At 49.8% G+C, this 23,638-nt stretch carries 22 protein-coding genes; 21 read left to right on the top strand and 1 reads right to left on the bottom strand.

All coding sequences use genetic code 11. The features are described from left to right. Positions 1–35 precede the first annotated feature (35 nt). From DW757_RS04720 to DW757_RS04700, 5 genes are all read left to right on the top strand, one after another. On the top strand, positions 36–737 hold the full coding sequence (locus DW757_RS04720; protein WP_118751107.1) for an RraA family protein: 702 nt from the start codon (positions 36–38) through the stop codon (positions 735–737). 89 nt (positions 738–826) lie between these two features. After that, positions 827–2,179 carry a TRAP transporter large permease subunit gene (locus DW757_RS04715; RefSeq protein ID WP_008396920.1) on the top strand — a complete coding sequence of 451 codons (1,353 nt, stop codon included), beginning with the start codon at positions 827–829 and terminating at the stop codon, positions 2,177–2,179. A gap of 15 nt (positions 2,180–2,194) precedes the next feature. After that, positions 2,195–2,425, top strand: a complete 231-nt coding sequence (locus DW757_RS04710; RefSeq protein ID WP_008396919.1) for a hypothetical protein — start codon at positions 2,195–2,197, stop codon at positions 2,423–2,425. A 296-nt stretch (positions 2,426–2,721) separates the two neighbouring features. Then, the gene (locus DW757_RS04705) at positions 2,722–4,086 is read left to right on the top strand and encodes a TRAP transporter large permease subunit (RefSeq protein ID WP_227910163.1); all 1,365 of its coding nucleotides are present in this window, start codon (positions 2,722–2,724) and stop codon (positions 4,084–4,086) included. A 5-nt stretch (positions 4,087–4,091) separates the two neighbouring features. Then, on the top strand, positions 4,092–4,316 hold the full coding sequence (locus DW757_RS04700; RefSeq protein ID WP_118751106.1) for a cobalt ABC transporter substrate-binding protein: 225 nt from the start codon (positions 4,092–4,094) through the stop codon (positions 4,314–4,316). 114 nt (positions 4,317–4,430) lie between these two features. Here the strand turns inward: DW757_RS04700 and DW757_RS04695 are convergent, their stop codons facing one another. Further along, on the bottom strand, positions 4,431–5,417 hold the full coding sequence (locus tag DW757_RS04695) for a LysR family transcriptional regulator (RefSeq protein WP_118751105.1): 987 nt from the start codon (positions 5,415–5,417) through the stop codon (positions 4,431–4,433). Positions 5,418–5,669: 252 nt separating this feature from the next. Between DW757_RS04695 and DW757_RS04690 the strand changes: the two genes are divergently transcribed. The 16 genes from DW757_RS04690 (at position 5,670) to DW757_RS04615 (ending at position 23,622) form a co-directional block, all read left to right on the top strand. After that, positions 5,670–6,683, top strand: coding sequence for a 4-hydroxy-2-oxovalerate aldolase (locus DW757_RS04690; RefSeq protein ID WP_008396913.1), 1,014 nt, complete (start codon positions 5,670–5,672; stop codon positions 6,681–6,683). Between the two features lie 90 nt (positions 6,684–6,773). Next, on the top strand, positions 6,774–7,742 hold the full coding sequence (locus DW757_RS04685) for a 2-hydroxyacid dehydrogenase (protein ID WP_118751104.1): 969 nt from the start codon (positions 6,774–6,776) through the stop codon (positions 7,740–7,742). A gap of 116 nt (positions 7,743–7,858) precedes the next feature. Next, positions 7,859–8,572 (top strand): trehalose operon repressor, encoded by a 714-nt coding sequence (gene treR, locus DW757_RS04680; RefSeq protein ID WP_118751103.1) that lies wholly within the window; start codon positions 7,859–7,861, stop codon positions 8,570–8,572. Positions 8,573–8,782: 210 nt separating this feature from the next. After that, a complete protein-coding gene (gene treB, locus DW757_RS04675; protein ID WP_182433252.1) occupies positions 8,783–10,216 on the top strand; it encodes a PTS trehalose transporter subunit IIBC in 1,434 nt (477 codons plus the stop codon). 51 nt (positions 10,217–10,267) lie between these two features. Then, the gene (locus DW757_RS04670; RefSeq protein ID WP_118751101.1) at positions 10,268–11,980 is read left to right on the top strand and encodes an alpha,alpha-phosphotrehalase; all 1,713 of its coding nucleotides are present in this window, start codon (positions 10,268–10,270) and stop codon (positions 11,978–11,980) included. A gap of 152 nt (positions 11,981–12,132) precedes the next feature. Next, a complete protein-coding gene (locus tag DW757_RS04665) occupies positions 12,133–13,770 on the top strand; it encodes a helix-turn-helix domain-containing protein (RefSeq protein ID WP_118751100.1) in 1,638 nt (545 codons plus the stop codon). 185 nt (positions 13,771–13,955) lie between these two features. Beyond that, positions 13,956–14,804, top strand: coding sequence for an HAD family hydrolase (locus tag DW757_RS04660; protein ID WP_118751099.1), 849 nt, complete (start codon positions 13,956–13,958; stop codon positions 14,802–14,804). Further along, a complete protein-coding gene (locus tag DW757_RS04655) occupies positions 14,776–15,642 on the top strand; it encodes a sugar ABC transporter permease (RefSeq protein WP_021966815.1) in 867 nt (288 codons plus the stop codon). Before DW757_RS04660 ends, DW757_RS04655 begins: the two co-directional genes overlap by 29 nt. Further along, positions 15,639–16,463: a carbohydrate ABC transporter permease gene (locus DW757_RS04650; RefSeq protein ID WP_015544071.1), complete on the top strand. Its 825-nt coding sequence runs from the start codon at positions 15,639–15,641 to the stop codon at positions 16,461–16,463. The genes DW757_RS04655 and DW757_RS04650 overlap by 4 nt, the downstream gene beginning before the upstream one ends. 32 nt (positions 16,464–16,495) lie before the next feature. Then, positions 16,496–17,860, top strand: coding sequence for an extracellular solute-binding protein (locus DW757_RS04645; protein WP_118751097.1), 1,365 nt, complete (start codon positions 16,496–16,498; stop codon positions 17,858–17,860). 22 nt (positions 17,861–17,882) lie between these two features. Continuing rightward, positions 17,883–18,881, top strand: coding sequence for a nucleoside hydrolase (locus tag DW757_RS04640; protein ID WP_118751096.1), 999 nt, complete (start codon positions 17,883–17,885; stop codon positions 18,879–18,881). Continuing rightward, positions 18,878–19,756 (top strand): sugar phosphate isomerase/epimerase, encoded by an 879-nt coding sequence (locus tag DW757_RS04635; RefSeq protein WP_118751095.1) that lies wholly within the window; start codon positions 18,878–18,880, stop codon positions 19,754–19,756. Before DW757_RS04640 ends, DW757_RS04635 begins: the two co-directional genes overlap by 4 nt. Before the next feature lie 192 nt (positions 19,757–19,948). Continuing rightward, on the top strand, positions 19,949–20,794 hold the full coding sequence (locus DW757_RS04630; RefSeq protein ID WP_087384866.1) for a DUF368 domain-containing protein: 846 nt from the start codon (positions 19,949–19,951) through the stop codon (positions 20,792–20,794). A 472-nt stretch (positions 20,795–21,266) separates the two neighbouring features. Next, positions 21,267–22,481, top strand: coding sequence for an ATP-binding protein (locus DW757_RS04625; protein ID WP_118751171.1), 1,215 nt, complete (start codon positions 21,267–21,269; stop codon positions 22,479–22,481). Between the two features lie 165 nt (positions 22,482–22,646). Then, entirely contained in the window at positions 22,647–23,063 is a 417-nt protein-coding gene (locus DW757_RS04620; RefSeq protein WP_118751094.1) for a recombinase family protein, read from the top strand. Then, the gene (locus DW757_RS04615; protein WP_182433251.1) at positions 23,041–23,622 is read left to right on the top strand and encodes a transposase; all 582 of its coding nucleotides are present in this window, start codon (positions 23,041–23,043) and stop codon (positions 23,620–23,622) included. The genes DW757_RS04620 and DW757_RS04615 overlap by 23 nt, the downstream gene beginning before the upstream one ends. Positions 23,623–23,638: the final 16 nt, after the last annotated feature.

Here is a 23,638-nt window from a genome sequence, read left to right as displayed (position 1 = left end):
AGAAACGAGAAAAATTAGAAAAGGAGAGAGACAGGATGAGCGTAGGAAACAGAGTATTTTTAAAGAGAAACCTTCCGGCAAGGGAGTTAGTAGAAGAATTCAGGAATCTTCCGGCGGCAAACGTGGCCGATACTATGGGGAGATCCTGTGCGCTGAGCAGTGAGATCCGCCTGATCAGCAGCCCGAAGCAGGCAATGGCAGGAGCGGCGCTGACTGTGAAGGCCCGTCCGGGAGACAACCTGATGCTCCACAAGGCCCTGGACATGGCAGGAGAGGGGGATGTCATCATTGTGTCCAACGATGGGGACAGAACCCATTCTCTTATGGGAGAGATCATGGCAGTTTACGGGGCTTATACAAGAAAGATTGCAGGAATTGTGCTGGACGGCCCAATTCGTGATATAGAGGAGCTGTCTCAGATGGAGATGCCGCTGTACGCTACCGGCTCCACACCGGGAGGCCCGTACAAGGAGGGACCGGGAGAGGTGAACGTGCCGATTTCTATAGGGAATATCGCTGTGATGCCGGGAGACATTATCCTGGGGGACAAGGACGGAGTGATCGTGATTCCGAGAAAGGATGCGCCAGAGATTCTGGAGGCGGCAAAGAAGTATGCGGCGCTGGATGCAGGAAAGGTGGAAGCTGCAAAGAACGGAACCTCCAAGAGACAGTGGGTAGAGGACACTCTGGTGAAAAAGCAGGTAGAGATTATCGACAGAGCTTATGAGGAGGAATAGACAGAGGGAAATTCGCCAGCCTCAGGCGGAGATAAAATACTGACAGAAAAATCAGGAAAGAGATACAGAGGGGAAGGAGATGAATCGCAATGGGCCAAGGTCTTGCAGCGATGCTGGTTTTTATTTTACTGATTCTCGTCTGGAGCGTTTTTGTTAAGCGCAACATCGGGGAAATTGCTTTTATCGGAATGATTGTCGTTGCTCTGTTTGGCGGCAGACAGGCACCTGAGCTTCTGCTCGGAGGAATTAAGTATGCGCTGAGCTATGAGGTGCTTTTTGCATCCCTGGCGTTTGTTTTTATGTCATTCCTGCTCCAGAACACCGGTGTTCTGGAGGGGATGCTGAAGATATTCAACCGCCTGTTCAGAAGAATGAAGGGAGGTCCGGCATATGTCAACACAGCTATTTCCGCATTCCTGGGAATGCTCTCAGGAGGAAATACGCCGAATGCAGCGACCTCGGGAGCCTTTACGGCTCAGTGGCTTTTAAGCACTGGCTGGAAAAAAGAGCAGGCAGCCACGCTGATTGCAGCCAACGGAGGACTCGGAGCAGGCTTTCCGCCCAGTTCATCCCTGTTCATTGTTCTGGCATTTCCCACAGTGGCAGGCGCTGTTTCTGAGGGACAGCTTTACATTGCCCTGTTTATCACGGGAATTTACCAGGTAATCTGGAGAGTACTCTATATTCACTATGTGATCAGGAAAAACGGAATTGTGCTGCCGGAATCCGCTTCCAACGAAAGCTGGGGGTCTGTGCTCAGAAGCTCAGGAAAGAATCTGCTTTTATTTCTGGGAGCTATTATTCCGGTAGCGCTCAACATGGGACCTCTCTCCGAGTTCATCTCAGGACGCTCAGAGGTGTGGGCTGCGGCTATTGAGAGTGTTAACATTCTCGTGTGGATTCCGATCCTTATGATTGTGGTGATCCTGGGACTTGGCTGGAAGGACATCAAAAAGAAATTCCACTCCAGAACGCAGTTTGTGGAGGAACTGATTCCGCACTTTTCCAGCACAGGAGGACTTCTGCTGTTTGTATTTGCTGCCAGCAACATTATCAGCAATCTGGGTCTCTCCGATGATATTGTGGCTCTTCTCAATACACTGAGCCTGTCTAAAATTGCAACGGTTGTCATTATCCTGATTTTGATTGCCGTGGTAGCGGGTCCGCTCTCCTCCACAGCGACGCTCACCTCCATAGGTGTGATCTCCCATGCAATTCTTGTATCTGTGGGAATCAATCCTCTGGCGGCCGCAACGGCAATTCTGGTAGTGGCTTCTACAGAAGGGGCATCACCGCCTGCGTCAGGTGCTCTGTTTGTGGCCTGTGGGCTGACGGAATGTGATCCGCCGAAGATATTTATGCCGCTTATCACATGGTTTGTCATTCCAATTACAGCCATTGCTGCGCTGGTATGTCTCGGAATCCTGCCGGTACCACATTAAGGAGGTTGATGGAAAATGATGAAGAAGCTGTATCAGAACCTTATTTTAATTGGATTTTTAATTTTTTTCCTGGGAGGCTGCATCTATGTGGCTGGCCAGTTCCTCTGCCTGGTATTGGGGCAGCCTGAGATGATGATTGCTTTCGAGAGGGTGACCGGCGTAATCTTTCCGGCAGCATCCGTGAGCGGGCTGCTGTGTTTTCTGTACCACTATGTCTTCAGGGAGAAGAAAGAGTCAGAGGATTAATGCACGAAAGGGTATAAACAGCAGATATTTTTATGTTATTATCTTAGACTAAGAGGGCTCCGAGCCGTAAAAGGCTCGGAGCCCTCTTTGCAGTATCGCAGGCATGCCGGTGTACAGAAACGCAAAGAGATGAAATCTTCCCTCCCACCTTGCAGAGAAATGGGATAAAACACAACATAAACATTGTGAAAAACTGAAAAATATACTGTTGGATATTGGGATAGCACAATGATATGATTAAGCTGTCCAAAGAACAGAGCATTTGGAAAAAATACAAAAGGGGAGGGATAGAAAACGTGATAGGAATCGGAATTACAGCTTTTCTGGTGTATATCATATTTGTCATGATCTGGTACCTGCTTTTAAAGAGAAGCATAGCGGAAGCTATGCTGATAGGTCTGGTGATTGTCTGTGCCTTTAACGGAGTCGGAACCGTACCGCAGACTTTTGTGACGAGCCTGAAGGATGCAGTTACACAGGATGTCATGGCAGCGATTATTCTGTTTACTTTTATGTCATCCATCATGATGAAGACAGGAATCATCCACAGACTGGTGGATATTTTAAACTCTATTTTGGGAAGGTTCAGAGGAGGCCCGGCTTACGTGTCAGCCTGCGCCAGCGCCCTGTTCGGCATGGTTTCCGGCGCCAGCAGCGCCAACGCCGCAACGGTAGGCTCCATTACCATCCCATGGATGAAGGAGTCCGGATGGCCCAAAGAAGTGGCCTCCACAATGAACACAGGAAACGCAGGACTCGGAATCTGCATCCCGCCGTCCTCATCCATGTTCCTGATGCTGGGACTCCCGGCAGTGGCCGGAACGGTGAAAGCCGGAGATCTTTACTTCGCTCTGCTGTGCGGCGGACTGTGGACTCTGGTTTACCGTCTGCTTCTGACCAGGTATTATGTTTCCAAGTACCACATTCCGGCAGTGCCGAAGGATCGTATCGAGAGCCTGGGAAAGGCTGTGAAAAAGGGAGGATCTTCCCTCTTCATGTTCCTGGGAATCGCTATTCCTCTTGTAATTATCACAGGGCCGGTCGGAAAAGTTCTGGAGACGGTTGCTTCCTTCGGAGAGGATGCAGTCGGAGCGATGAACATTATCATCTGGGTTCCGGTTCTTATTATGGCAATCTGTATGATTGAGGGACGCAGGTTCCTCCCGAAGACAAAGGAAGGATGGTTTGAACTGGTCAGCTCTTCCGCAAAGACATGCTGTTCCTGCGGAGCTGTTTCCCTGTTCGCCATGGCCGGCAGCAATGCCCTCACAGAGACGGGATTTGGAGATGAGCTGACTGTCATCCTGGCATCTCTCACTTTCCCGAAAGTGGTTATGCTTCTGATTATCGGCTTTATCATTGCCCTGGTGGCAGGACCGCTCAACGCGACTTCCACTACTGTGAGCATCGGGCCGGTAGCGTATTCAGCCATGGTTGCCGTAGGAGTATCGCCGGTAACTGCAGTAGTCTGCTACCTGATTTTTGCTTCCACAGAGGGAGCTTCCCCGCCTATGTCCTCCCCGATCTTCGTGTCCAGCAGTATTGCCGGAGTTGAGGATGTGAGCGTAATGTTTAAGCCTCTGATTTTCCACTACTGTATTCCGATTGTGCTGGTAGGAGTGCTGGTGGGATTGGGAATTCTTCCGCTGATAGGAGGGTGATAGAGATGAAAAAACTGCTGAATGTTATATTTGTCCTCTGCATTGCAGCGGCGGTCGTTCTGGGCGTGTGCTATATCGTGGTACAGACGGCGGCAGTTGTGACTGTCAATGGAAGCCTTGCGCTGTGGGCTCAGGATTATCTTGAGGCGCCGGTCTGCATTATGTGTTCTCTGGCAGCCATCGCCGCATTCCTGATGAGCTATGTGTTCCACTGGAAATCCGGCGACTAAGACAGAAGACAGGAAGAAAAAGATAAAAGGCAGAATGGAGAGAGTCGTTTACATAAAAACGGCGGATGGCTTCTCTCCGCTCTGCCTTTTTTTGTTGAAAAAAACGGGAGATTCCTACTGCTTTTCTTTTTTGATGGAATAGTGCTTTGCGATGGTCCTGGAGTAGCTTCGGAATACCATGGAGGCGTCCTGGATGAAATCCATGGCATACTGGGGAAGCGGATAGTCCTTCCGGTAAACCAGATAGAGGATGTTTTCCGGGATCTTATTTACAATGGGGAATACATGGAAATCAGGATTTCCGTCGTCTGATCCGTACCGGTGTTCGTAGAATACCACAGGGGAGAGGAGGCCGGCGCCGGCCCCGCTTTTTGCCATCTCGTAGACCAGGCTCTGCTCATCGCATTCCAGGGCAAACTGCGGTTTAAAAAGGCGGGAGAAAAACTGATCAATCCCCTTTCTCAGCCGGTTGCCCGGACGAAGCGTGATAAAAGGGAGCCTTGAGATCCGCTCCAGATCCGCCCCGTTTTCAGCGGAAAAATCCATAAGGATTTCCTCCCAGGAATCTGGATAGAAGCTCTTTAAGAGGGGGATGGAAAAGCAGCACTGCACCTTTTCCCTGGCAAGCTCAATGCGGTTTAAGTTTGGGCTCTGAGGGGTGTCGATGCCGATATACAGATCTAGTTTTCCCGTCTGGAGAAGTTCATCGAGTCTGGCGCTGTTGCCGTCGGTCAGTTCAATGGAGATATTCGGGTGTTCCGGGTGGTAGAATTTCCAGATAAGAGGAAAGAACACGCCTCCTCTCAGCCGGGAGATTCCCACGTTCAGAGTAGCGCGGCAGTTTTCGCTGATATCAGAGAAGGCTGCCTTCATTTTTGCCTCCGCCTCCAGGATCTGCCGTCCGTAAAAAGCCATCTGCTCCCCCTCCAGCGTCAGGTGGAAGGAGGGACGCCTTTCAAACAGACAGACGCCGTACTCCTCCTCCAGCCGCTTGATGTGGCTGCTCAAAGCCTGCTGGCTGATAAACAGGCGCTCGGCCGCCCGCGTGATATTCATCTCCTCCACTGCGCACAGAAAATATTCGATACTTTTCAGATTCATAATGCCTCCTGTTCCGGGAACTGGCCGGAGAATATCCAGCCAAGCGCTGATTTTTCGCAGCCGGTTTCTCTGTGTCCCCTGGCTTTCTCTGCAGACATGAGCAGTCTGGTAAAACCATTATCACAATATTTGACTTGTTAAGATAAGAAAAAATTACTGTTAGACTTTGTTATATGAGGATGATACCATATTTACAGAAGAAAAAAAAGATTGGCGAAGCCAAAATTTACAGGAAATGACAGGAGAGCAGAGATGAGTAATAAGAAAAAAATTCAGTTAATGGACTGCACCCTGAGAGACGGGGCAAATGTAGTAGGCAAGGGATTTTCGGCGGAGATTACAGATATGGTGCTTGACGGGCTTACCTCCTGCAAAGTGCCGATCATCGAGTTTGGAAACGCAGGCGGAATCGGCGCCTATGAGGTGGCCGGCTTTACCAATGCGCTGACAGACAGCGAGTATCTGGAAATCGCGAAAAAATATCTGAACAGGGGCAGCGAGATCGGAATGTTCCTGAACGCAAAGCGGTACAGGGAAAAATACGTAGATATGGCGGCAGAGAACGGCCTGGCCTTCCTGAGGGTGGGAGCCGATGCCGGAGACGGATCCATCGCTCTGCAGGCAATAGCAGACATTAAAAAGAGAGGGATGAAAGCCTACTATTCAGCCATGAAGGCTTATCTTCTGACAGCCGACGAGCTGGCTGAGGAGGGAAAGCGGCTGGAGGAGGCTGGTCTTGACGAGATTACAATCATGGACTCAGCAGGAACCATGCTTCCGGAGCAGGTAGCCGAGTACACGAGAAAGCTGTCGGAGGCTGTATCGATCCCGGTAGCCTTCCACTGCCACAATAATCTGGGGCTTTCCGCTGCCAACGCCATCGCCGCCTTTGAGAACGGGGCGGATATTCTGGACTGCGGCCTGATGGGAATGGCCAGAAGCGCAGGAAACCTGCCGACAGAGATCTGCGCCGCCATGATGAGAAGGCTGGGACAGATGGAGGAAATCGATCTGTACGGCATGTTAAGCTTCATCAAAAACAGACTGGAGCCGGCTATGGAGAAGCACAGCTATCATAACCCGGTGAAGCCTCTTGACGTGGTTCTGGGCTACAGCGGCTGCCACTCCAGCTTTGTAAAGACCTTCCAGGCTGTGGCAGAGGAAAAGGGAGTCGATCTGTTCAGGCTTATCTGCGAGGTATCGGAAATCGACAAGAAGAGCCCGTCTAAGGAGCTGATGGAACAGACAGCCGACAAACTTCGCTAGAGAAGGCGGAGGATCTGGAGAACAGAGACAGCAGGTTATAAAACAGGATCAGAATGCTAGTCAGAATATAGAGAAACGGAGCGGTGAAATATGACAAAGGTTGTGCTGGCCGGCAATTATCCGGCTCATACATATGAAAGACTGAAAGCCATGCTTGAAAATCTGGACTGCACACTTACAAAGGTGGAGACAGAGGAAGAGTATCAGAAGATGACAGATGCCGAAATTATGGTTCTCAGGATCTTCAAGGCAAGGCAGGATGTTATCGAGAGGAACAAGGGGTTAAAGATGATTATCCGCTGGGGAGCCGGTTTTGACTCGGTGGATATTGAAGCGGCAGGAAAGAACGGTGTCGTGGTGGCCAATACGCCCGGCGCCAACGCTCCGGCGGTATCGGAGCTGGCCGTTATGCTGATGCTGGCGGTAGGACGCCATCTCATCGATCACATGGACAGTCTGAGAAAAGGTGTCTGGAGCAAAAACACCTATATCAATCAGTCCTATACCCTGAACAGAAAGCTGGTAGGAATTATAGGAGCCGGAAATATCGGGCGTCAGACCGCAAAGAAGGCCCAGGCCTTTGGAGCGGAGGTTCAGTACTATGACCCGTTCCGCCTGTCTCCAGAGCGGGAGCAGGAGCTTGGGCTTCGCTATGTGCCGCTGGAGACGCTCTTAAAGACCTCCGATGTGATTTCTCTTCATGTGCCGCTTACAGACAGCAACCGCCATATGATCGGCGCAGAGGAGATCAGTCAGATGAAGGACGGGGCAATTCTCGTCAACACGGCAAGAGGCGGCCTGGTAGACGATCAGGCGCTGGCTGAGGCAGTGCGCAGCGGAAAGCTGGCAGGAGCAGGACTGGACGTTGTGGAAAACGAGCCGCTGAAGGAAGACGATAGTCTCCTCACGACGCCGGGGATTGTGGTGACGCCTCACGTGGGAGGGGGAACCGCAGATATCGGCGATGAAATCCTGCCGATGCTGGCGAAAGAGATAGAAAGAGTCATAAACGGCCAGATGCCGGAGCATGCGGTAAATCTTGAATATCTGAAAAAATAGCCGCAAGCTGTATCTCTCAAATCAGGCGTCCGAGCAAAAACAGTTGAGCTTTTTATCATCTGGTGTTAAATTGTAGACAGAAGATACGTACCAAACAGGAAAGGTCAGGGAACAGTATGTCCAGCAAATACGTACAGGTTTACAATACACTGAAAAAGCAGATCGAGAGCGGAGAGTATGCCATCGGGGAGGAATTTCCGTCAGAGGGAGAGCTTCAGAGCCGGTTTCAGGTTTCCAGGGACACAGTCAGAAAATCCCTGGGAATGCTGGAAAATCAGGGCTATATCAAGAAATCCAGAGGACGCGTGGCCGTTGTGGTAGAAAGAGGGGAGGGGAATTTCCCCTTCGCGGAGATTCTAAGCTTTAAGGAGCTGAACACACAGCTGAAGAGAAAGACGGAGACAGAGGTTGAGAATCTGGAAATCCTCTCCGACCCCGAGCTGATTTTCCGCCTGTTTGAGGATGACGAGGAGAAGGAGATCTATGATCTGGTGCGGGTGCGCAGGATAGGGGGCGAGAGGGTCATTATCGACCACGACTACTTCAAGAGAAGCATTGTGAAGAACCTTCCCCTCAGAGCCTGCCGGGAGTCGGTCTATGAGTACCTGGAGGGGGAGGCAGGACTGAAAATCGGCTATGCAGCCAAGGAGATTGTGGTGGAGGAAGCAACGGATCAGGACAGGAGGTATCTGGATCTGAAGCAGTACGGTCTGGTGGTTGTTGTACGAAGCTATACGTATACCAGGGATAACAGGCTGTTCCAGTACACAGAGTCAAGGCACAGGCCGGATCAGTTCCGGTTTGTGGAAATCGCACAAAGAAAGAAGTGATAAATTATAAAAGACGCCGAAAATAGCAGGGGCGTCTTTTTTTTATGCCTTTTTCCTTGACGAAGAAATACGGATATGATAACTTATAGTCAAACATATACGTATAAGTTAAAACTAAAGACGGGCGCAACTCAGCGCAGGGGCAGGGCGCTCATGTCTCTGCCTGAAGCAGAAGAATTTTTCCGGAGAAAAGGGAAAAGGAGGATCACAATGTCAGAGTTTGCAGGTGATGCCAGAAGGCTGTTGGAGCTGGTGGGCGGCAGGGAAAATATTGTGTCATTCACCCACTGCGCTACCAGGATGCGGTTTGTCCTGGCAGATGAGAAGAAAGCGGATGTGAAGGGAATTGAGGCTCTTGAGAGTGTGAAGGGGAGCTTTACGCAGGGAGGTCAGTTCCAGGTTATAATCGGAAATAAGGTTTCTGTATTTTTTGATGAATTTTCCGCTGTGAGCCACATGGAAGGTGTGGATAAGCAGGAGGTCAAGAATGCGGCGAAAGGGAATATGAACCTGCTGCAGAGAGCGGTTGCCAATCTGGCCGAAATTTTTGCGCCGCTGATTCCGGCGATTATCGTGGGAGGTCTGATTCTGGGATTCCGCAACATTATCGGAGATATTAAGCTGCTGGAGGGCGGAACGAAGTCAGTGACAGAGGTTTACCAGTTCTGGAACGGTGTATACAGCTTTCTGTGGCTGATTGGCGAGGCTATCTTTACCTTCCTCCCGGTGGGCGTTACCTGGTCTGTGTGCAGAAAGATGAATGCCGATCAGATGCTTGGAATTGTGCTCGGCATTACTCTGGTTTCCCCGCAGCTGATGCCGGCCAGCGACTTTGTGGCCGCAAAAGCGGCAGGGGAGGCTGTGAAAATGTGGGATTTCGGATGGTTCCACATCAATATGGTAGGATACCAGTCCCAGGTGATTCCGGCCATCCTGGTGGGAATCGTGTTTTCCTTCATCTATCGTTTTTTAAAGAAGAGGATTCCGGATGCGGTTTCCATGATTCTGGTTCCCTTCTGTTCCCTGGTTCCGGCGGTGCTGCTGGCCCATACGGTAATCGGGCCCTTTGGCAGAATGCTTGGAGACGGACTGGCAGGGATCATCATGGCGGGCTTTTCTTCTTCTCTCTGCTGGCTGTTCAGCGGAATTTACGGTCTGTTATATCCGCTTTTAGTGATCACAGGACTTCACCACTCCATGCTTCCCATTGACCTTCAGACCGTCGCCACCATGGGAGGAATTTACACCTTTCCTGTGGTAGCCCTGAGCAATATTGCCCAGGCAACGGCAGTAGCTGCCTTTGTGTTTGTGAACAGAAAAGATGCCAGAATCCGTGAGATCGGTATTCCTTCCTTTATCTCCGGCTTTCTGGGAGTTACAGAGCCGGCCATGTTCGGTGTAAATTTAAAATACCTGTATCCGTTTATCGGGGCCATGCTCGCCAGCGGAATCATGGGAGTAATCTCCAGACTGTTCGGCGTGATTGCCAACAGTGTGGGAGTTGGAGGAATCCCGGCATTTCTGTCCATGAGAGGAGATAAGATATTAGTGTATCTTGTATGCATTCTGCTTGACATGGTGCTGGCTTTTGGAATTACGGTAATTCTGTCAAAAACGAAGCTGAAAAATTACGGAACCCGTTAGACGGAGTGGAAGACAGCGGGCAGGAAGGATTCAGGAAAGGAAGAACAGGAAATGGAACTCAATTTAGGAGATAAGGTGGTCTATCAGATTTACCCGAAGTCCTTCAGGGATTCAGATGGAGACGGGATTGGGGATTTGAGAGGCGTGACGGAAAAGCTGGACTATCTGGAGGAGCTGGGAGTGGATTATCTGTGGCTGACTCCGTTTTTCCCCTCTCTGCAGTATGACAATGGATATGATATTACAGATTACAGGGGCATCGATCCCATGTATGGAACCATGGACGACTTCGATGAGCTGGTGAGAGAGGCAGGAAAGCGGGGGATCAGCCTGATGGTGGACATGGTATTCAACCACTGCTCCACTAAGCATGAATGGTTTCAGAGGGCGCTCCAGGGCGATCCCTACTACAGGGACTTTTTCATTATCAAAAAGGGGACGAAGGAGGGGCTCCCTCCTACCAACTGGACCTCCAAATTCGGGGGAAGCGCCTGGGGATACCTGCCCCGGACAGACGAGTATTATCTTCACCTGTTTCATGTGAGCCAGGCGGATCTGAACTGGGAAAACCCCAATGTCCGCCGGGAGCTCTATGATGTGGTGAACTTCTGGATTGAGAAGGGTGTGAAGGGCTTCCGCTTTGATGTGATTAATCTGATCTCAAAGCCTGCGATCTATGAGGACGATCTGGAGGGGGACGGCCACCGGTTTTACACAGACGGGGCGAGAATCCATGAATTTCTCCATGAGCTGAACCGTGAGACCTTTGGCCCCCACGAGGATATTATCACCGTTGGGGAGATGGCGTCCAGCGATCTTCCCAACAGTATCCGCTATTCCAGACGGGAAGAGCAGGAACTGTCCATGATCTTTGATTTCCATCACCTGAAAATCGACTACCCCTCAGGCAACAAGTGGGAGATTCAGCCCTTCCGGTTTCACGATCTGAAGAAGAATCTGTTTGAATGGCAGGAAGGGATGGAACAGGGAGGGGGATGGAACGCTCTGTTCTGGGACAACCACGATCAGCCGAGAATCGTCTCACGGCTGGGAGACGAGGGCTCCTTAAGAAAACAGTCGGCTAAAATGCTGGCCACAGCCCTTCATGGCCTGCGGGGAACGCCCTACATTTACCAGGGAGAGGAGATCGGGATGACCAATGCCGGTTTTACAGAGATTGGCCAGTACCGCGATATCGAGACGCTGAACGTATTCCAGGAGCTGAGGCTAAAGGGAAAAACATCAGAGCAGATCTATGAAAGCCTCAGAAAAAAATCCAGGGACAACGCGAGAACACCCATGCAGTGGGACAGCACAAAAAACGGAGGTTTCACATCAGGAACTCCGTGGATCAGCGTCAACAAAAATTTCCGGGAGATTAATACAGAGGATCGGGAAAAGCCAGATTCTGTTTTTCAGTATTACAGAAAGCTGATTGAGCTGAGAAAGCAGCTTCCGGTTCTTTCCAGAGGCCATTTTGAAGCCCTTCTCAGGGATGACGGCCGGATTCTGGCCTACAGGAGAGTGCTGGAGGAAAACGGGAAGACAGAGCTCTATGTGGTCTGCAATTTCTTCCGGGAGGAGGCAGAGCTTCCGCCGGGGCTTATACCAGAAGGGGCAAGTCTGCTGCTTGGAAACTATGAGACAGAAGCCGGAACGTCACAGGGAGAGAATTCACAGGCTGACGAAAGGGGCCTTTATGAGGCTGCGGCGGGAAGAAGGCTCAGGCCTTATGAGTGCTTTATCGCTCTGGCCCAGGTGTAAAGAATGCCGGTAAGTGATAAGAAGAGGCTCTGACTGACTGATTGTCAAGCCCTCCCTTTCCGGTTATAATAATACCGAATCATATGGAACGGCTGTGACGGCTTTTGACCTGCAGAAAGGCGGAAGCTGGAAGAATAGCAGGTGCAGCCGGTATGAAACGGAGAACAGACACCATGCGCGTAATGATTATCAGCCACGACAGAGCCACGATCCGCGCTCTGAAATTAGCTCTCGGAAGAAAGATGGAAGAGATCCCGGAGATCGCCTCAGCCTACAGCCGGGAGCAGACCCTGTCTCTGGCAAAAAAGGAAGAGTTTGACATTCTGATCTGCGATGCAGATATGCCGGGAGAGGAGGGAGTCCAGGCAATCAGGGAGCTGAGACAGAAAAAATACAGGGGAGGCGTGATCCTCATCAGCAGCCAGTGCAGCCCGAAAATAGCCAGGGAAGCCCTTCACCTGGAGGCCGGAGACTTCCTTTTAAAGCCTGTGGACGCAGCAGAACTCTGGGAGGCAGCCAGGGGTGTGATAAAAAGGTATAAAGAGAAGCAGGAGGAAGAGCTCAAAAGAGACTACGGGGACTGCTGGATGGAGAACCACATGGCCATCAAGGAGCTGTTCTGGAAGGACGTCTGCCTGGGAAGAATCAGGAACGATCCGGAAACTATCAGCAGGAAGGCTCAGGGGTGCAATATCCATCTGGATGCAGATGCGCGCTGCCGCATGGTGCTTATTACTATAAAAAATGTCGAGGAGGTACAGAAGCGCTGGGGGGAGGAACTGTGTCAGGCAGCAATCCAGAACCTGGCCAAGGGGATTGTAAAGGGGAATGTCCAGACCAGCCAGGTCATTGTGATCTATACCAGAGTAGTCGTGATCCTGGATGAAAGGGAGGGGGAACGGTTCCGTGAGGTAGGCCCCCGTCTGGTTGAGCGCTGTCAGGAGATGCTTGGCGCACAGATCCTCTGCTATGTAAGTGAAAACATTTTCTGCGAGGAGATGGAAAAGACGTATTCCGGGCTTCTCAGGTTCAGCAAGGATGATGTGCTCTGTCAGGACAGCATCCAGTATGTGAAGAAGGAGCAGATGTGCGGTGAAAACAGGGAAAAGCAGTGGAAGGAAAGGGTGATTCTGCCTTCTGACTGGGGCGAGATGATTTTTGCAGGGCAGACAGACCGTCTGATTGAGAAGCTCAGACGGTTTCTGGTGGAGCAGGCCAAGAAAAAGAGGCTGGATGAGATGAGCTTCCGGATTCTGCAGCAGGATCTGCTTCAGCTGTTTTTTGCCTGCATGGAGTACCGGGAGCTGAAGGCGCACCAGCTTTTTGAAGATCCGGAGATCTATAAATATTATCAGACCGCCTGTTATTCCATCGATGGAATGTGCAGCTGGATTAGACGGTGCATGGAGCTGATGAACCGCCTGTCCTTCCCGGAGGGAAGCGGCAGAGGGGAGGAGATGGCAGGCCGCATTAAAAACCTGATTAAGGAAAATCTGAAATCCGGTATCAGCCGGCGGGAAATTGCCGAAAAACTGAACCTGAACCCTGATTATGTAAATCGCCTGTTCAAGAGCGAAACGGGGATGACAGTCAAGGAATACGCTATTAAAAAGAGGATGAAACAGGCTGAGCACCTGCTGAAGCATTCTGACCTTGCAGTCAGCGCAGTTGCCGCCGAGGTAGGCTATGATAACTTTTCCCATTTTATCCGCATGTTCAGGAAGGAAACAGGATACACTCCCAAGCAGTACAGGAAAAAGTTTCGGGAACCTAATGTCGAAAAAACATAATTAAGTCTGAAAAGTGCTATTTATATTCGTAAACCGTAAATATAAATAGCATTTTTTTATTGCATTTGTAAAATTGGCAGGAGAAAAAAGTCGGAAAAACGGCAAAACATGTCGGAAGAGAGAAAGACGCAAAAAGAAAATTTCAATATAATTGGAACAGAATAAATAAAGAGAGGGAAGGCAGTATGGAACAGAGAAGTTCGAAGATACGGCTGGTAGTCAGCGATGTAGACGGAACCCTGGTGGGGGACGACTGCGTGATGGAAGAGGGGATAAAAGAACTCTCCAGGCTTCTCAGAGAACAGGGCATTGCCTTTACGCTTGCCAGCGGAAGACCTGTGGGGATGATGAGGCAATACATGGAGGCCCTTGACATTACTCTTCCGGTGATCGCCTCAAACGGGGCGGCGGGGTATGAGAAGGGCACTTTTATCTGGAAGACCGTTCTTCCCGGCAGAGCAGTCCGGACGGCGGCTGAGGAGGCGGACAGATTAGGACTGGCAGTTTTTCTCAACGACGGAATCACAGAGGGCGTTTACCGCCAGAATGACTATACCCGCAGACAGACGGAGAAAACGGGGCTCTATGAAACGGTGATCCATCCGGAGGGAGATGAGTGGGAGACAATAGAGCTTCAGAAGCTCATGATCATTGATCCGGACAGCCCGGGCAGATGTGATGAGCTGAGAGGACTTTTAAAGGAGCGGGAAAACGGAATCTATGTAGTCCGGTACGATGACCGCTGCTTTGAGGCCATGCCTGAGGGGTGCAGCAAGGGAAGCGGCATCAGGCGCCTGGCGGACTATCTCGGGATTCACCCGGGGGAGATTCTGGCAGTGGGCGACAATATCAATGATCTGGACATGTTTGAGGCCGCAGGATGGAGCGCCGCTGTGGGAAATGCCGCAGAGGAACTGAAAAAGAAGGCAGATTATGTCTGCCGGGGCGAAACCGTTCAGGGCGTCATTGAGGCGGTCAGACATTTTATTCTGGAGGGAGAATGCGGTGAAAAAACCTATACTGAAGAAGGCTGAGCCTTACCTGTGGCTTCTGCCGGCGTTTATACTGTTTGCTGTATTTACATTTTATCCGTTTCTTGTGACTGCATTTAAGAGTCTGTTTATCGTAGATTCTTTCGGTCATCTGAAGCGGTTTGTGGGACTGGAAAATTATGCGTATATTTTTGAGGACAAGGTGTTTGTGAAATCCATCATCAACACTCTGATCTTTACGCTGCTGACAGTGCCCACATCGAAGATTCTGGGACTTCTGCTGGCGCTTTTAGCCAATAAGAGGCGCAAAACCTCTGCCTTTTACGAGGCGTCCTTTGCTGTTCCCATGGCGATGGCATCTTCTGTGACAGCGATGATTTTCCAGCTTCTCTACGTGCCGTCCCTGGGCCTGATCAACGGTGTTTTCGGACTGGATATCCAGTGGCTCAACGATCCGAAGTTTGCGCTGCTGTCCATTTCCATTGTCCAGATATGGCTGTCAACGGGATATGCCTTTATCTTCCTTCTGTCGGCTGTCAGAGGAATTTCACCGGATATTATAGAGAGCGCATCTCTGGAGGGGGCTTCGCCGCTTCAGATGATTTTTAAAATCTATCTGCCGCTGACCTCTCCCACCATGTTTTATCTGATTATCACGGATATTTCCTTCAGCGTTATGATGATGAGCCTTTCCAACGTGCTCACAAACGGAGGGCCTCAGAACTCTACGATCACCATGATGCAGTATATTTACAAGCAGATTGCGGGAACAGCCAATTATACAAATGCAAATCCGGCGGCTATCGTGGCGTTTCTGATTGCCTTTGCGGCCACTATGGCAGGCTTTGCATGGGAGAAGAAAGGAGTGCACTATCAATGAAAAAGAAGACTCTGTGGGATATTTCAGTTCAGGCAGTCTGTATCCTGTGCGCCCTTTTGATCCTGTTTCCGATTCTCTATGCCTGTTCTGTTTCCTTTATGGAGCAGAAGGACGTGCTCTCATCGCCGCCGAACCTGCTTCCGCCCAAGGCAACTCTTGAGAACTACAGAACGGCGTTTTCCAGAACCATGCTGCTCCGGTACATGCTCAATTCCTTTATTGTGGCCTCTGTCTGCAGCGTGACCAGGATGGTAACAGCCACCATGGCGGCCTTTGCCTTCTCATTTTTTGAGTTTAAGGGAAAGAAAATTCTGTTTGCCCTGACTATGGCAACGATTATGATTCCGCCGGATGTGCTGATTGTGTCAAACTTTACGACCATCAGCCGCATGGGACTCATCAATACTTATGCGGGTATGTGCTCGATCTTTCTGGTGTCTGCCACCAACGTCTTCCTGCTCAGGCAGTTTTATCTGTCTTTTGTGAAATCTCTGAAGGAGGCGGCCTATGTGGACGGATGCGGAAATGTGAGATTCTTTCTCTGGGTGCTGCTTCCGGCCAGCAAACCGATTATGGTAACTGTGTTCCTTTCCTCCTTTGTGAGTGTGTGGAACCAGTATGTGTGGCCTATGCTTGTCACCAACCAGAATGAGATGCGCACCATCCAGGTGGGAATTACCATGTTAAAGGACAGGGAGTCAGCAGTATTCGGCCCTGTCATGGCAGGCGTTATCATAGCGCTTCTGCCGACGGTTCTGCTGTTCGTGCTCTTCCAGAGGAAGATTGTCAGCGGAATGATGAGCGGAGCTGTAAAGGAGTAAATTTGTATAACCATTATAAGGAGGATAAAAGTATGAAGTTAAAGAAGATGGCGGCAGCGCTCGCAGCGGGAACTGCTCTTTTAAGCCTGACCGGCTGCGGTGCAGGAGCCGGCGGAAATTCTGAGGGAGGCTCTCCGGTAGGAGCTGTCAGCGAGGATGGAACCAGGGAGGTCGTGTTCTGGCATTCCATGGACGGAGTGTATGCAGAGATCACACAGAAGCAGGTGGATCAGTTCAACGAGACTATCGGAAAAGAAAAGAAGATCCATGTAACCCCGGTATTTCAGAACTGGCCGGGAACAGAGGCGCTGACGGCAGCCATGTCCACTGACGATGTGGAAAATATGCCGGATGTGATTCAGCTTTACGGAGAGCACGTAAGCCTTGTAAGGGACTATGACCGTCTTGTGTGGGCTGAGGATATGCTCTCCAAAGAGGGAAATTCCGTGGCAAAGGAGGATCTGATTTCCAATGCAGTCTCTTCCTTTGAAATCGACGACAGGCTTGCAGGCGTGCCGTGGAGTGTTTCCACCCTCCTTCTCTACTACAATCAGGACTATCTGGATCAGATAGGAGCCCAGGTTCCGGCCACCATCGATGAGATGGCCTCCATTCTGGGAACTCTCAAGGATGAGACAGATGCGCAGTACGGACTGAACGTGAGAGTCAGCCTGTTTGAGCTGGGCAACGGGATCGCAACTCAGGGACAGGGTACCTACCTGGGAGACAATGAGAGCGGACACAGCGGAAAAATGAAATCCATGGCCTGCGAGGAGGCACTGGAAGCCTTCCTCACAGAGTGGCAGAAGGTGGTGGACACAGGAGCCTACAAGCCTACCAATGACTCTATCAACGAGGAGTTTGCCCAGGGGCTGAACGCCATGGCGATTATGAGCAGCTCCAGGATCCCGACAATCAAGGAGCTGGTGGGAGACAGCTTCAACTGGGGAGTGGCTCCTATTCCGGTGGTAAACAGCACCGATGACGGAGGAGCTTATCCAAGCGGTTCAGGACTTTTCCTGTTAAACAGGGGAGACGAGGAGACCGTAAATGCAGCATGGGAATTTGAGCAGTATATGATCTCGCCGGAGGCTCAGGCTATGTGGCTGGACGGGGCAGGATATATCCCGGTTAACAAAAACTCATCAGAGCTTGAGAGCTGCCAGAAGGCTATGGAAGAGACTCCTCAGCTTGCCGTTCCGGGCGAGGTGCTCATGGGAACCAGCGAGAATGTAGTTGCTCCGTTTGTGCCGAACTCTGACGGCGTAGACACTGTGATCAAGGATGCCATGCTGATGTTTGGAAACGGGGAGGCGTCCGTGGAGGATACAAAGACAGCGATTATTGACGGCTGCAACCAGATTTTCAATGACTACTACCGTGCAAACGGGGAATAGAGACGGCAGGAAAACAGATTAGATGAAAAAAGGAATGACTGACACAAATCAATACGGGAAGGCCGTTCAGAAACAAAAGGCAGAATCAGCCATTCAGAAGAAGGTGATCATTGACACGGATCCCAGCGCTGACGACGCTATAGCGCTGATGCTTGCGCTGGCGTCGCCGGAGCTTCAGGTCCTTGGAATGACAGCCGCTTATGGCGTGTGCGACTCCGACAGAAGCATCAGAAACATTATGAAGATACAGGAACTGTGCGAAAGGCCGGAGATTCCGGCTGTGCAGGGGGCGAAAGCCCCCCTTTCGCGCCCTATGGAGTTTGACGATGCCTACTGCGGGCCGGACGGGCTGTCCTGCACAGGGCTGCCGGAACCGGAGAAAAGCCCGGAGAAAACAGAGGCCTTCCGCTGGATGGGAGATATGATAAAGGCCCATCCCGGGGAGGTTTTTATTATTTCTATGGCCCCCATGACGAACCTGGCTCTGATGCTGCAGAATGCCCCTGAAACGGCAGGGCTGACGGCAGGAATTTTCACGATTTCGGGAGGATATGGACTGAATCCCGACCATGGAAGGTTAAACCCGAGACCGGAGTGGAACATCGCCCAGGATCCAGAGGCAGCCTCTGCAGTTTTCAGCTCAGGGATCCCCATCACGGCTGCCGGCCTTGATGTAACCTCACGCCTGGAGGACTCTATGATGGACCGCCTTTTATCAGAGGCAGGAGAGGGAAAAAAGACAGATTTTCTGAGACAGGCTGTGCAGTTTAATCTGGAGCATGGCTTAAATCCCTCAGGCCTTCTCGTAGACAGCGCGGCGGTGGCTCTCACAGCCTTCTCTGACATGGCAAAAACTGCCCGGGGAGGCGTTCTGGTGGAGACAAAGGGGGAATATACGACAGGGCAGACCCTGTTCGGCAACAGCGGGCGTTTTAAAGCGCTCCCGCAGAATGTAAGCGCAGCCTGGGAATATGACTGGAACCGGCTTATCAGACTTCTCACAGAAAGGGTATTTATATGAAATTATCTACATCTACAAATATCGTATTTGAAAGGCCGGACAAGAGCATCATGCCGATGGAGGACATGATGGAGCTGGCCTTTGCGGCCGGCTTTGATACCTTTGACATCAGCTTCTATGACTGGTCTCTGCCCCACTCCCCGTTTCTGACTGACGGGTGGGAGCGCTGGCTGGCAGGGATTGAGAGAAAGAAGGATGAACTGGGAGTAACCTTTGGCCAGTGTCATGCCTATACCTATAACTTCTGCGCAGAAATGACAGAGAGCGAGAGAAGGCGCCATGAAGAACTGACAGAGCGCTCTGTCTACTGCTGCGCCGCCCTGGGCTCCAGACTCTGTGTGACACACCCGGAAACAGACTTTGACAGCCCTGCCCTGGTACAGTCCTCAAAGGAAAAAAATACCGCCTATTTCAGGGAGCTTTTAAGGAAAACGGAGCAGTACCATATGGCCTTTGCCGTGGAAAATATGTGCGATTATGCCATTGCACCAAGGCGGAAATACGGCGTGACTCCCGAGGAGCTGGTGGACTTTGTGACAGATTTCGGCGATGAGAGGATGGGCATCTGCTGGGATTTTGAACATGCAGATATTATGAAGCAGGATCAGAGAAAATCCCTTCTCTATATCGGAAAGCATTTAAAGGCCACTCATGTTTCCGATACCCACAGCATGACCGATCCGAATCTGATGCATGTTCTTCCCCTCTTCGGGACTGTGGACTGGAAGACAGCGGTGGAGACATTAAAGGAGATCGGCTATGAGGGGTATTTCAGCTTTGAGGTCAATAATTACGGAAATTATTTTCCTGACAGGCTTCTCCCCACAGCCCTGAAGCTGGCCTACGAGGTGGGAGAATACCTGATGGGGCTGTAGGTGGGAGGCAGGCTGCCGGAGGTTTTAAAGAAGGAGACAGCAGTGCCAACTGCCGCAATATTTTTCTTCTGCCGGCGGAAACCAGTTGACGAATGGAAAAAGCCATTATATGATAGACCTTGACTAATATCAGCCAGTCAGAGGGGAAAGCGGCAGGCGTTCTGCCGCTTTCGCATATAAAGGAGTAAAGCTATGAATGAAATGCAGGATTCAAAATTCAGCCTGTCCAAAACTCTGTTCAGGGTTCTTCAGGGGGCTTTGATAGGCCTGGGCGCAGTGCTGCCGGGCATATCGGGAGGCGTTCTGAGCGTTATTTTCGGAATCTATAAACCGATCATGGAGCTGCTCTCCAACCCCTTCGCAAACTTTAAGACACACGTTCCGAAGCTGCTCCCCGTGTTTATCGGAGGCGGCATCGGATTTCTGGGGATCGCCAATGTGCTGTCATTTTTCCTGGAAAAATACCCGGCGCCGTCGGTGTGCCTCTTCATCGGTCTGATCACAGGCATGCTTCCGTCCCTGTTTCGCGAGGCGGGAGAGCAGGGAAGAAGCAGAGCGTCCTATGTGTCCATGATTGTGTGCATGTGCGCGATCTTTGCGCTTCTCATCGGACTTAAGATGACCAGTGTGGAAATCAGCCCGAACTTCTTCTGGTATCTGTTCTGCGGCTTCTGCCTGGCTCTCAGCGTGATTGCTCCCGGAATGAGCTTTTCCACCCTCCTGATGCCTTTAGGGCTCTATACCCCCTTTGTGGACGGCATCGGACACTTTGACCTGGGAATCCTCATCCCAGGAGGAATCGGTGCGCTGGTGACTGTGATCGCCCTCGCAAAAGCCATCAACACTCTGTTTGACAGACACTATTCTGTGGCCTTCCATGGAATTATCGGAATAGTCATAGCGGCAACGATTATGACAGTCCCTGTGGACGGCTTTACCACAGTGGCCCAGAGCGCAGTAAATGTGGTCTGCTTCGTGGTGGGAATTTTTGCAGCCCTGGCCCTGGATAAGTTCAACAGCAGGGTAAGTGTGGAGTAGGGCACAGAGAGGTAAGCGGCGCCCAAACAGGATGGAGGATGGGAGGACAGTAACGGTTTCGCTTTATCTGGCGGATCGGATTTCGTTTGATTTAGGAAAAGAATAAAGAGAGTTCAGTACAGGCGGGAAGCAGACATAATTCCAGCCTGTACTTTTTTGTTTTTTAATAAGGCAGGAACTGCCGTGTTTTATTAAGAGTAATAGTGTTCTATCCGGTTTGTATCCTATATGCCGAATCGAAAAAAACCTTCTGAACGTAAGTCAGAAAACATGAGTTTCAGAATAACTCCAAAAAGAAAAAAGCAGCTGCTTAAGTATCAGACAAGATTTTTCATCATTTTTCGCAGTTATTTCCTATAAAATGATATAAAATATAAAATTGTCGAATATAGACGATAAAATAGCAGAAAAACAGTTGAACATCCAGTACAAACGGGATATACTGAAAGAAACGTGGGAAGGGGGAGTTATTTTGATTAAACGGGAAACTTATATGAGACGTATTCGTCCATTTATTGGAAATGAGCTGATTAAGGTTATGACTGGTATCCGGCGGGCCGGTAAATCGGTAATGCTGGAATTGATTCAGGAGGAACTGATTTGTTCTGGTGTAACGCCAGAGCATTTTATTTCTATTAATTTTGAAGATTTGAGATATATGCGTCTTCTGGATGCCATGGCACTGCATGAAGAAATTCTGAGACGGGCAGAGCAGATAAAAGGAAAGGTTTATCTGTTTTTTGATGAAATACAGGAAGTGACGGATTGGGAAAAATGTATTAATTCTTTCAGAGTCTCATTGAACTGTGACATTTATATTACCGGTTCCAATGCAAAACTTTTATCAGGGGAGCTTGCAACATATCTGGGCGGACGATATGTGGAGTTTGTTATCTATCCCTTCTCTTTTTCAGAATTTCTTGAATTATATCATACAATGGATCCAGTTGCTTCCGTACAGCAGTGCTTTAAGAGTTATCTTCTGGTGGGAGGTATGCCATATCTTTCCAATATCCGTTACGAAGAAGAACCGGCGAAACAGTACCTGACGGATCTGTTCCATTCAGTTCAGCTGAAAGATATCGTAAAGAGGAACAAGGTTCGGGATGTGGATTTACTGGAACGGGTAATGGCATATGTAATGGCAAATATAGGAACCGTTTTTTCGGCATCTTCTCTGACAAAATTTCTCAAAAATGAGCATCGGACCACATCAACAGATACAGTACTTAACTATATAAAATACTGCTGTGACTCCTATCTGTTTTATCAGGTGAAGCGGGAGGATTTACAGGGAAAGCAGATTCTGGCGACCAATGAAAAATATTATATTGCAGACCATGGGATCCGGGAAGCTGTGTACGGGGGAAACATGCGGGACATTAACCTGATTCTTGAAAATATAGTGTACCTGGAACTTCTGCGCCGCGGATATAAGGTAACAGTCGGGAAAGTTGGCGAAAAGGAAATAGACTTTGTCTGTGACAGGAGAGGTGAAAAACTTTATATCCAGGTAGCTTATCTGCTGGCAGATGAAAGTACAGTAAAGCGGGAATTTGGAGTATATGATTCCATTCGGGATAATTTCCCCAAATATGTAGTCACAATGGATGAGCTGGATATGAGCCGGAATGGGATTAAACATCGGAATATTCGGGATTTTTTAATGGAAAGCGAATGGGATTAAGGATTAAGGGTGAGGGGCCGGATAAGGAAGCCTTTCACCCTTATTTTATATATGGTTCAGAACTGTGTTCTTTACGCAGGTCTTAAGGCTGCTGGCATAGGTTATAAGTGGAGAAATTGCCTGCTTTGGAGGTGTTATCCCGGTCGGGAGAGAGGAGGGAAAACAATGGGAACTCTGTATGGCTATATTCGTGTCAGTACCAGAGAACAGAATGGAGACAGGCAGATTCTTGCATTGAAAGAGCTGTTTATCCCGGAGAAAAACCTTTTTATGGATACCCGCCGAAGCAAAGACCTGATGGGAACGTTTTTAAGCGATATTGTCCTGCAGGTGCTATCCTTTGTGGCAGAGAATGAGCGCATCAATATACGGCAGCGCCAGGCAGAAGGAATCGCTGCCGCCAAAGCCAGGGGCATTCGTTTTGGAAGACCCCCAGCGCCTTTACCGGAAAACTTTCATCACCTGTATCATCAATGGAAAAATGGAAAAATTACTGGAAAAACTGCTGCGAAACTATGTGGGATGCCGCTTTCTACCTTTCGCTATCGGGCAGAGATTTATGAAAAAAACAATTTTTTGTAAACAGATGTTTTACAAAAACACATATTTATTATATCAACTGCAGGAGGTCATTTTTTATGATGGGAAAGCAAAGAGGACAAATCCAGATGGTAATCTTAGACATAGATTCTATAATTCCAGAGGATCATCTTCTGAGACAGATAAAAACTGTGTAAATTTTGACTTTATGTACGAAAAGACAGTTCCCTATTATTCTCATGTTGGCAGAAGATCTATTGCCCCCGCTGTTCTGATGAAAATGCTGCTAATTGGTTATCTTTATGGGATCAAACCAGAGCGGAGACTTGAGGAGGAAGTATCTCTTAACCTTGCTTACCGCTGGTTTTGCGGAATTGATCTTATGGATAGAGTACTGGATCACTCAACTTTTAGCCAGAATAGAAGAAGACGTTTTCAAGAGGCCGGCATATTCCGGGAAATTTTTAATAAGATCGTATTGAAGTGTATAGATCTTGGAATCGTATCAGGAGAAATCGGTGTTGCAGATGGTTCATTCCTTCCAACGGATCCTGGAACAGCCGCTATGAGGCAGTTGAGGCAGTCCAACGCTCCACTGTAAAGTTTCTTGACAATCC

The organism is Clostridium sp. AM29-11AC (assembly GCF_003480545.1).
Lineage (GTDB): Bacteria > Bacillota > Clostridia > Lachnospirales > Lachnospiraceae > Otoolea > Otoolea saccharolyticum_A.
This window is presented reverse-complemented; position numbering and strand designations above follow the sequence as displayed.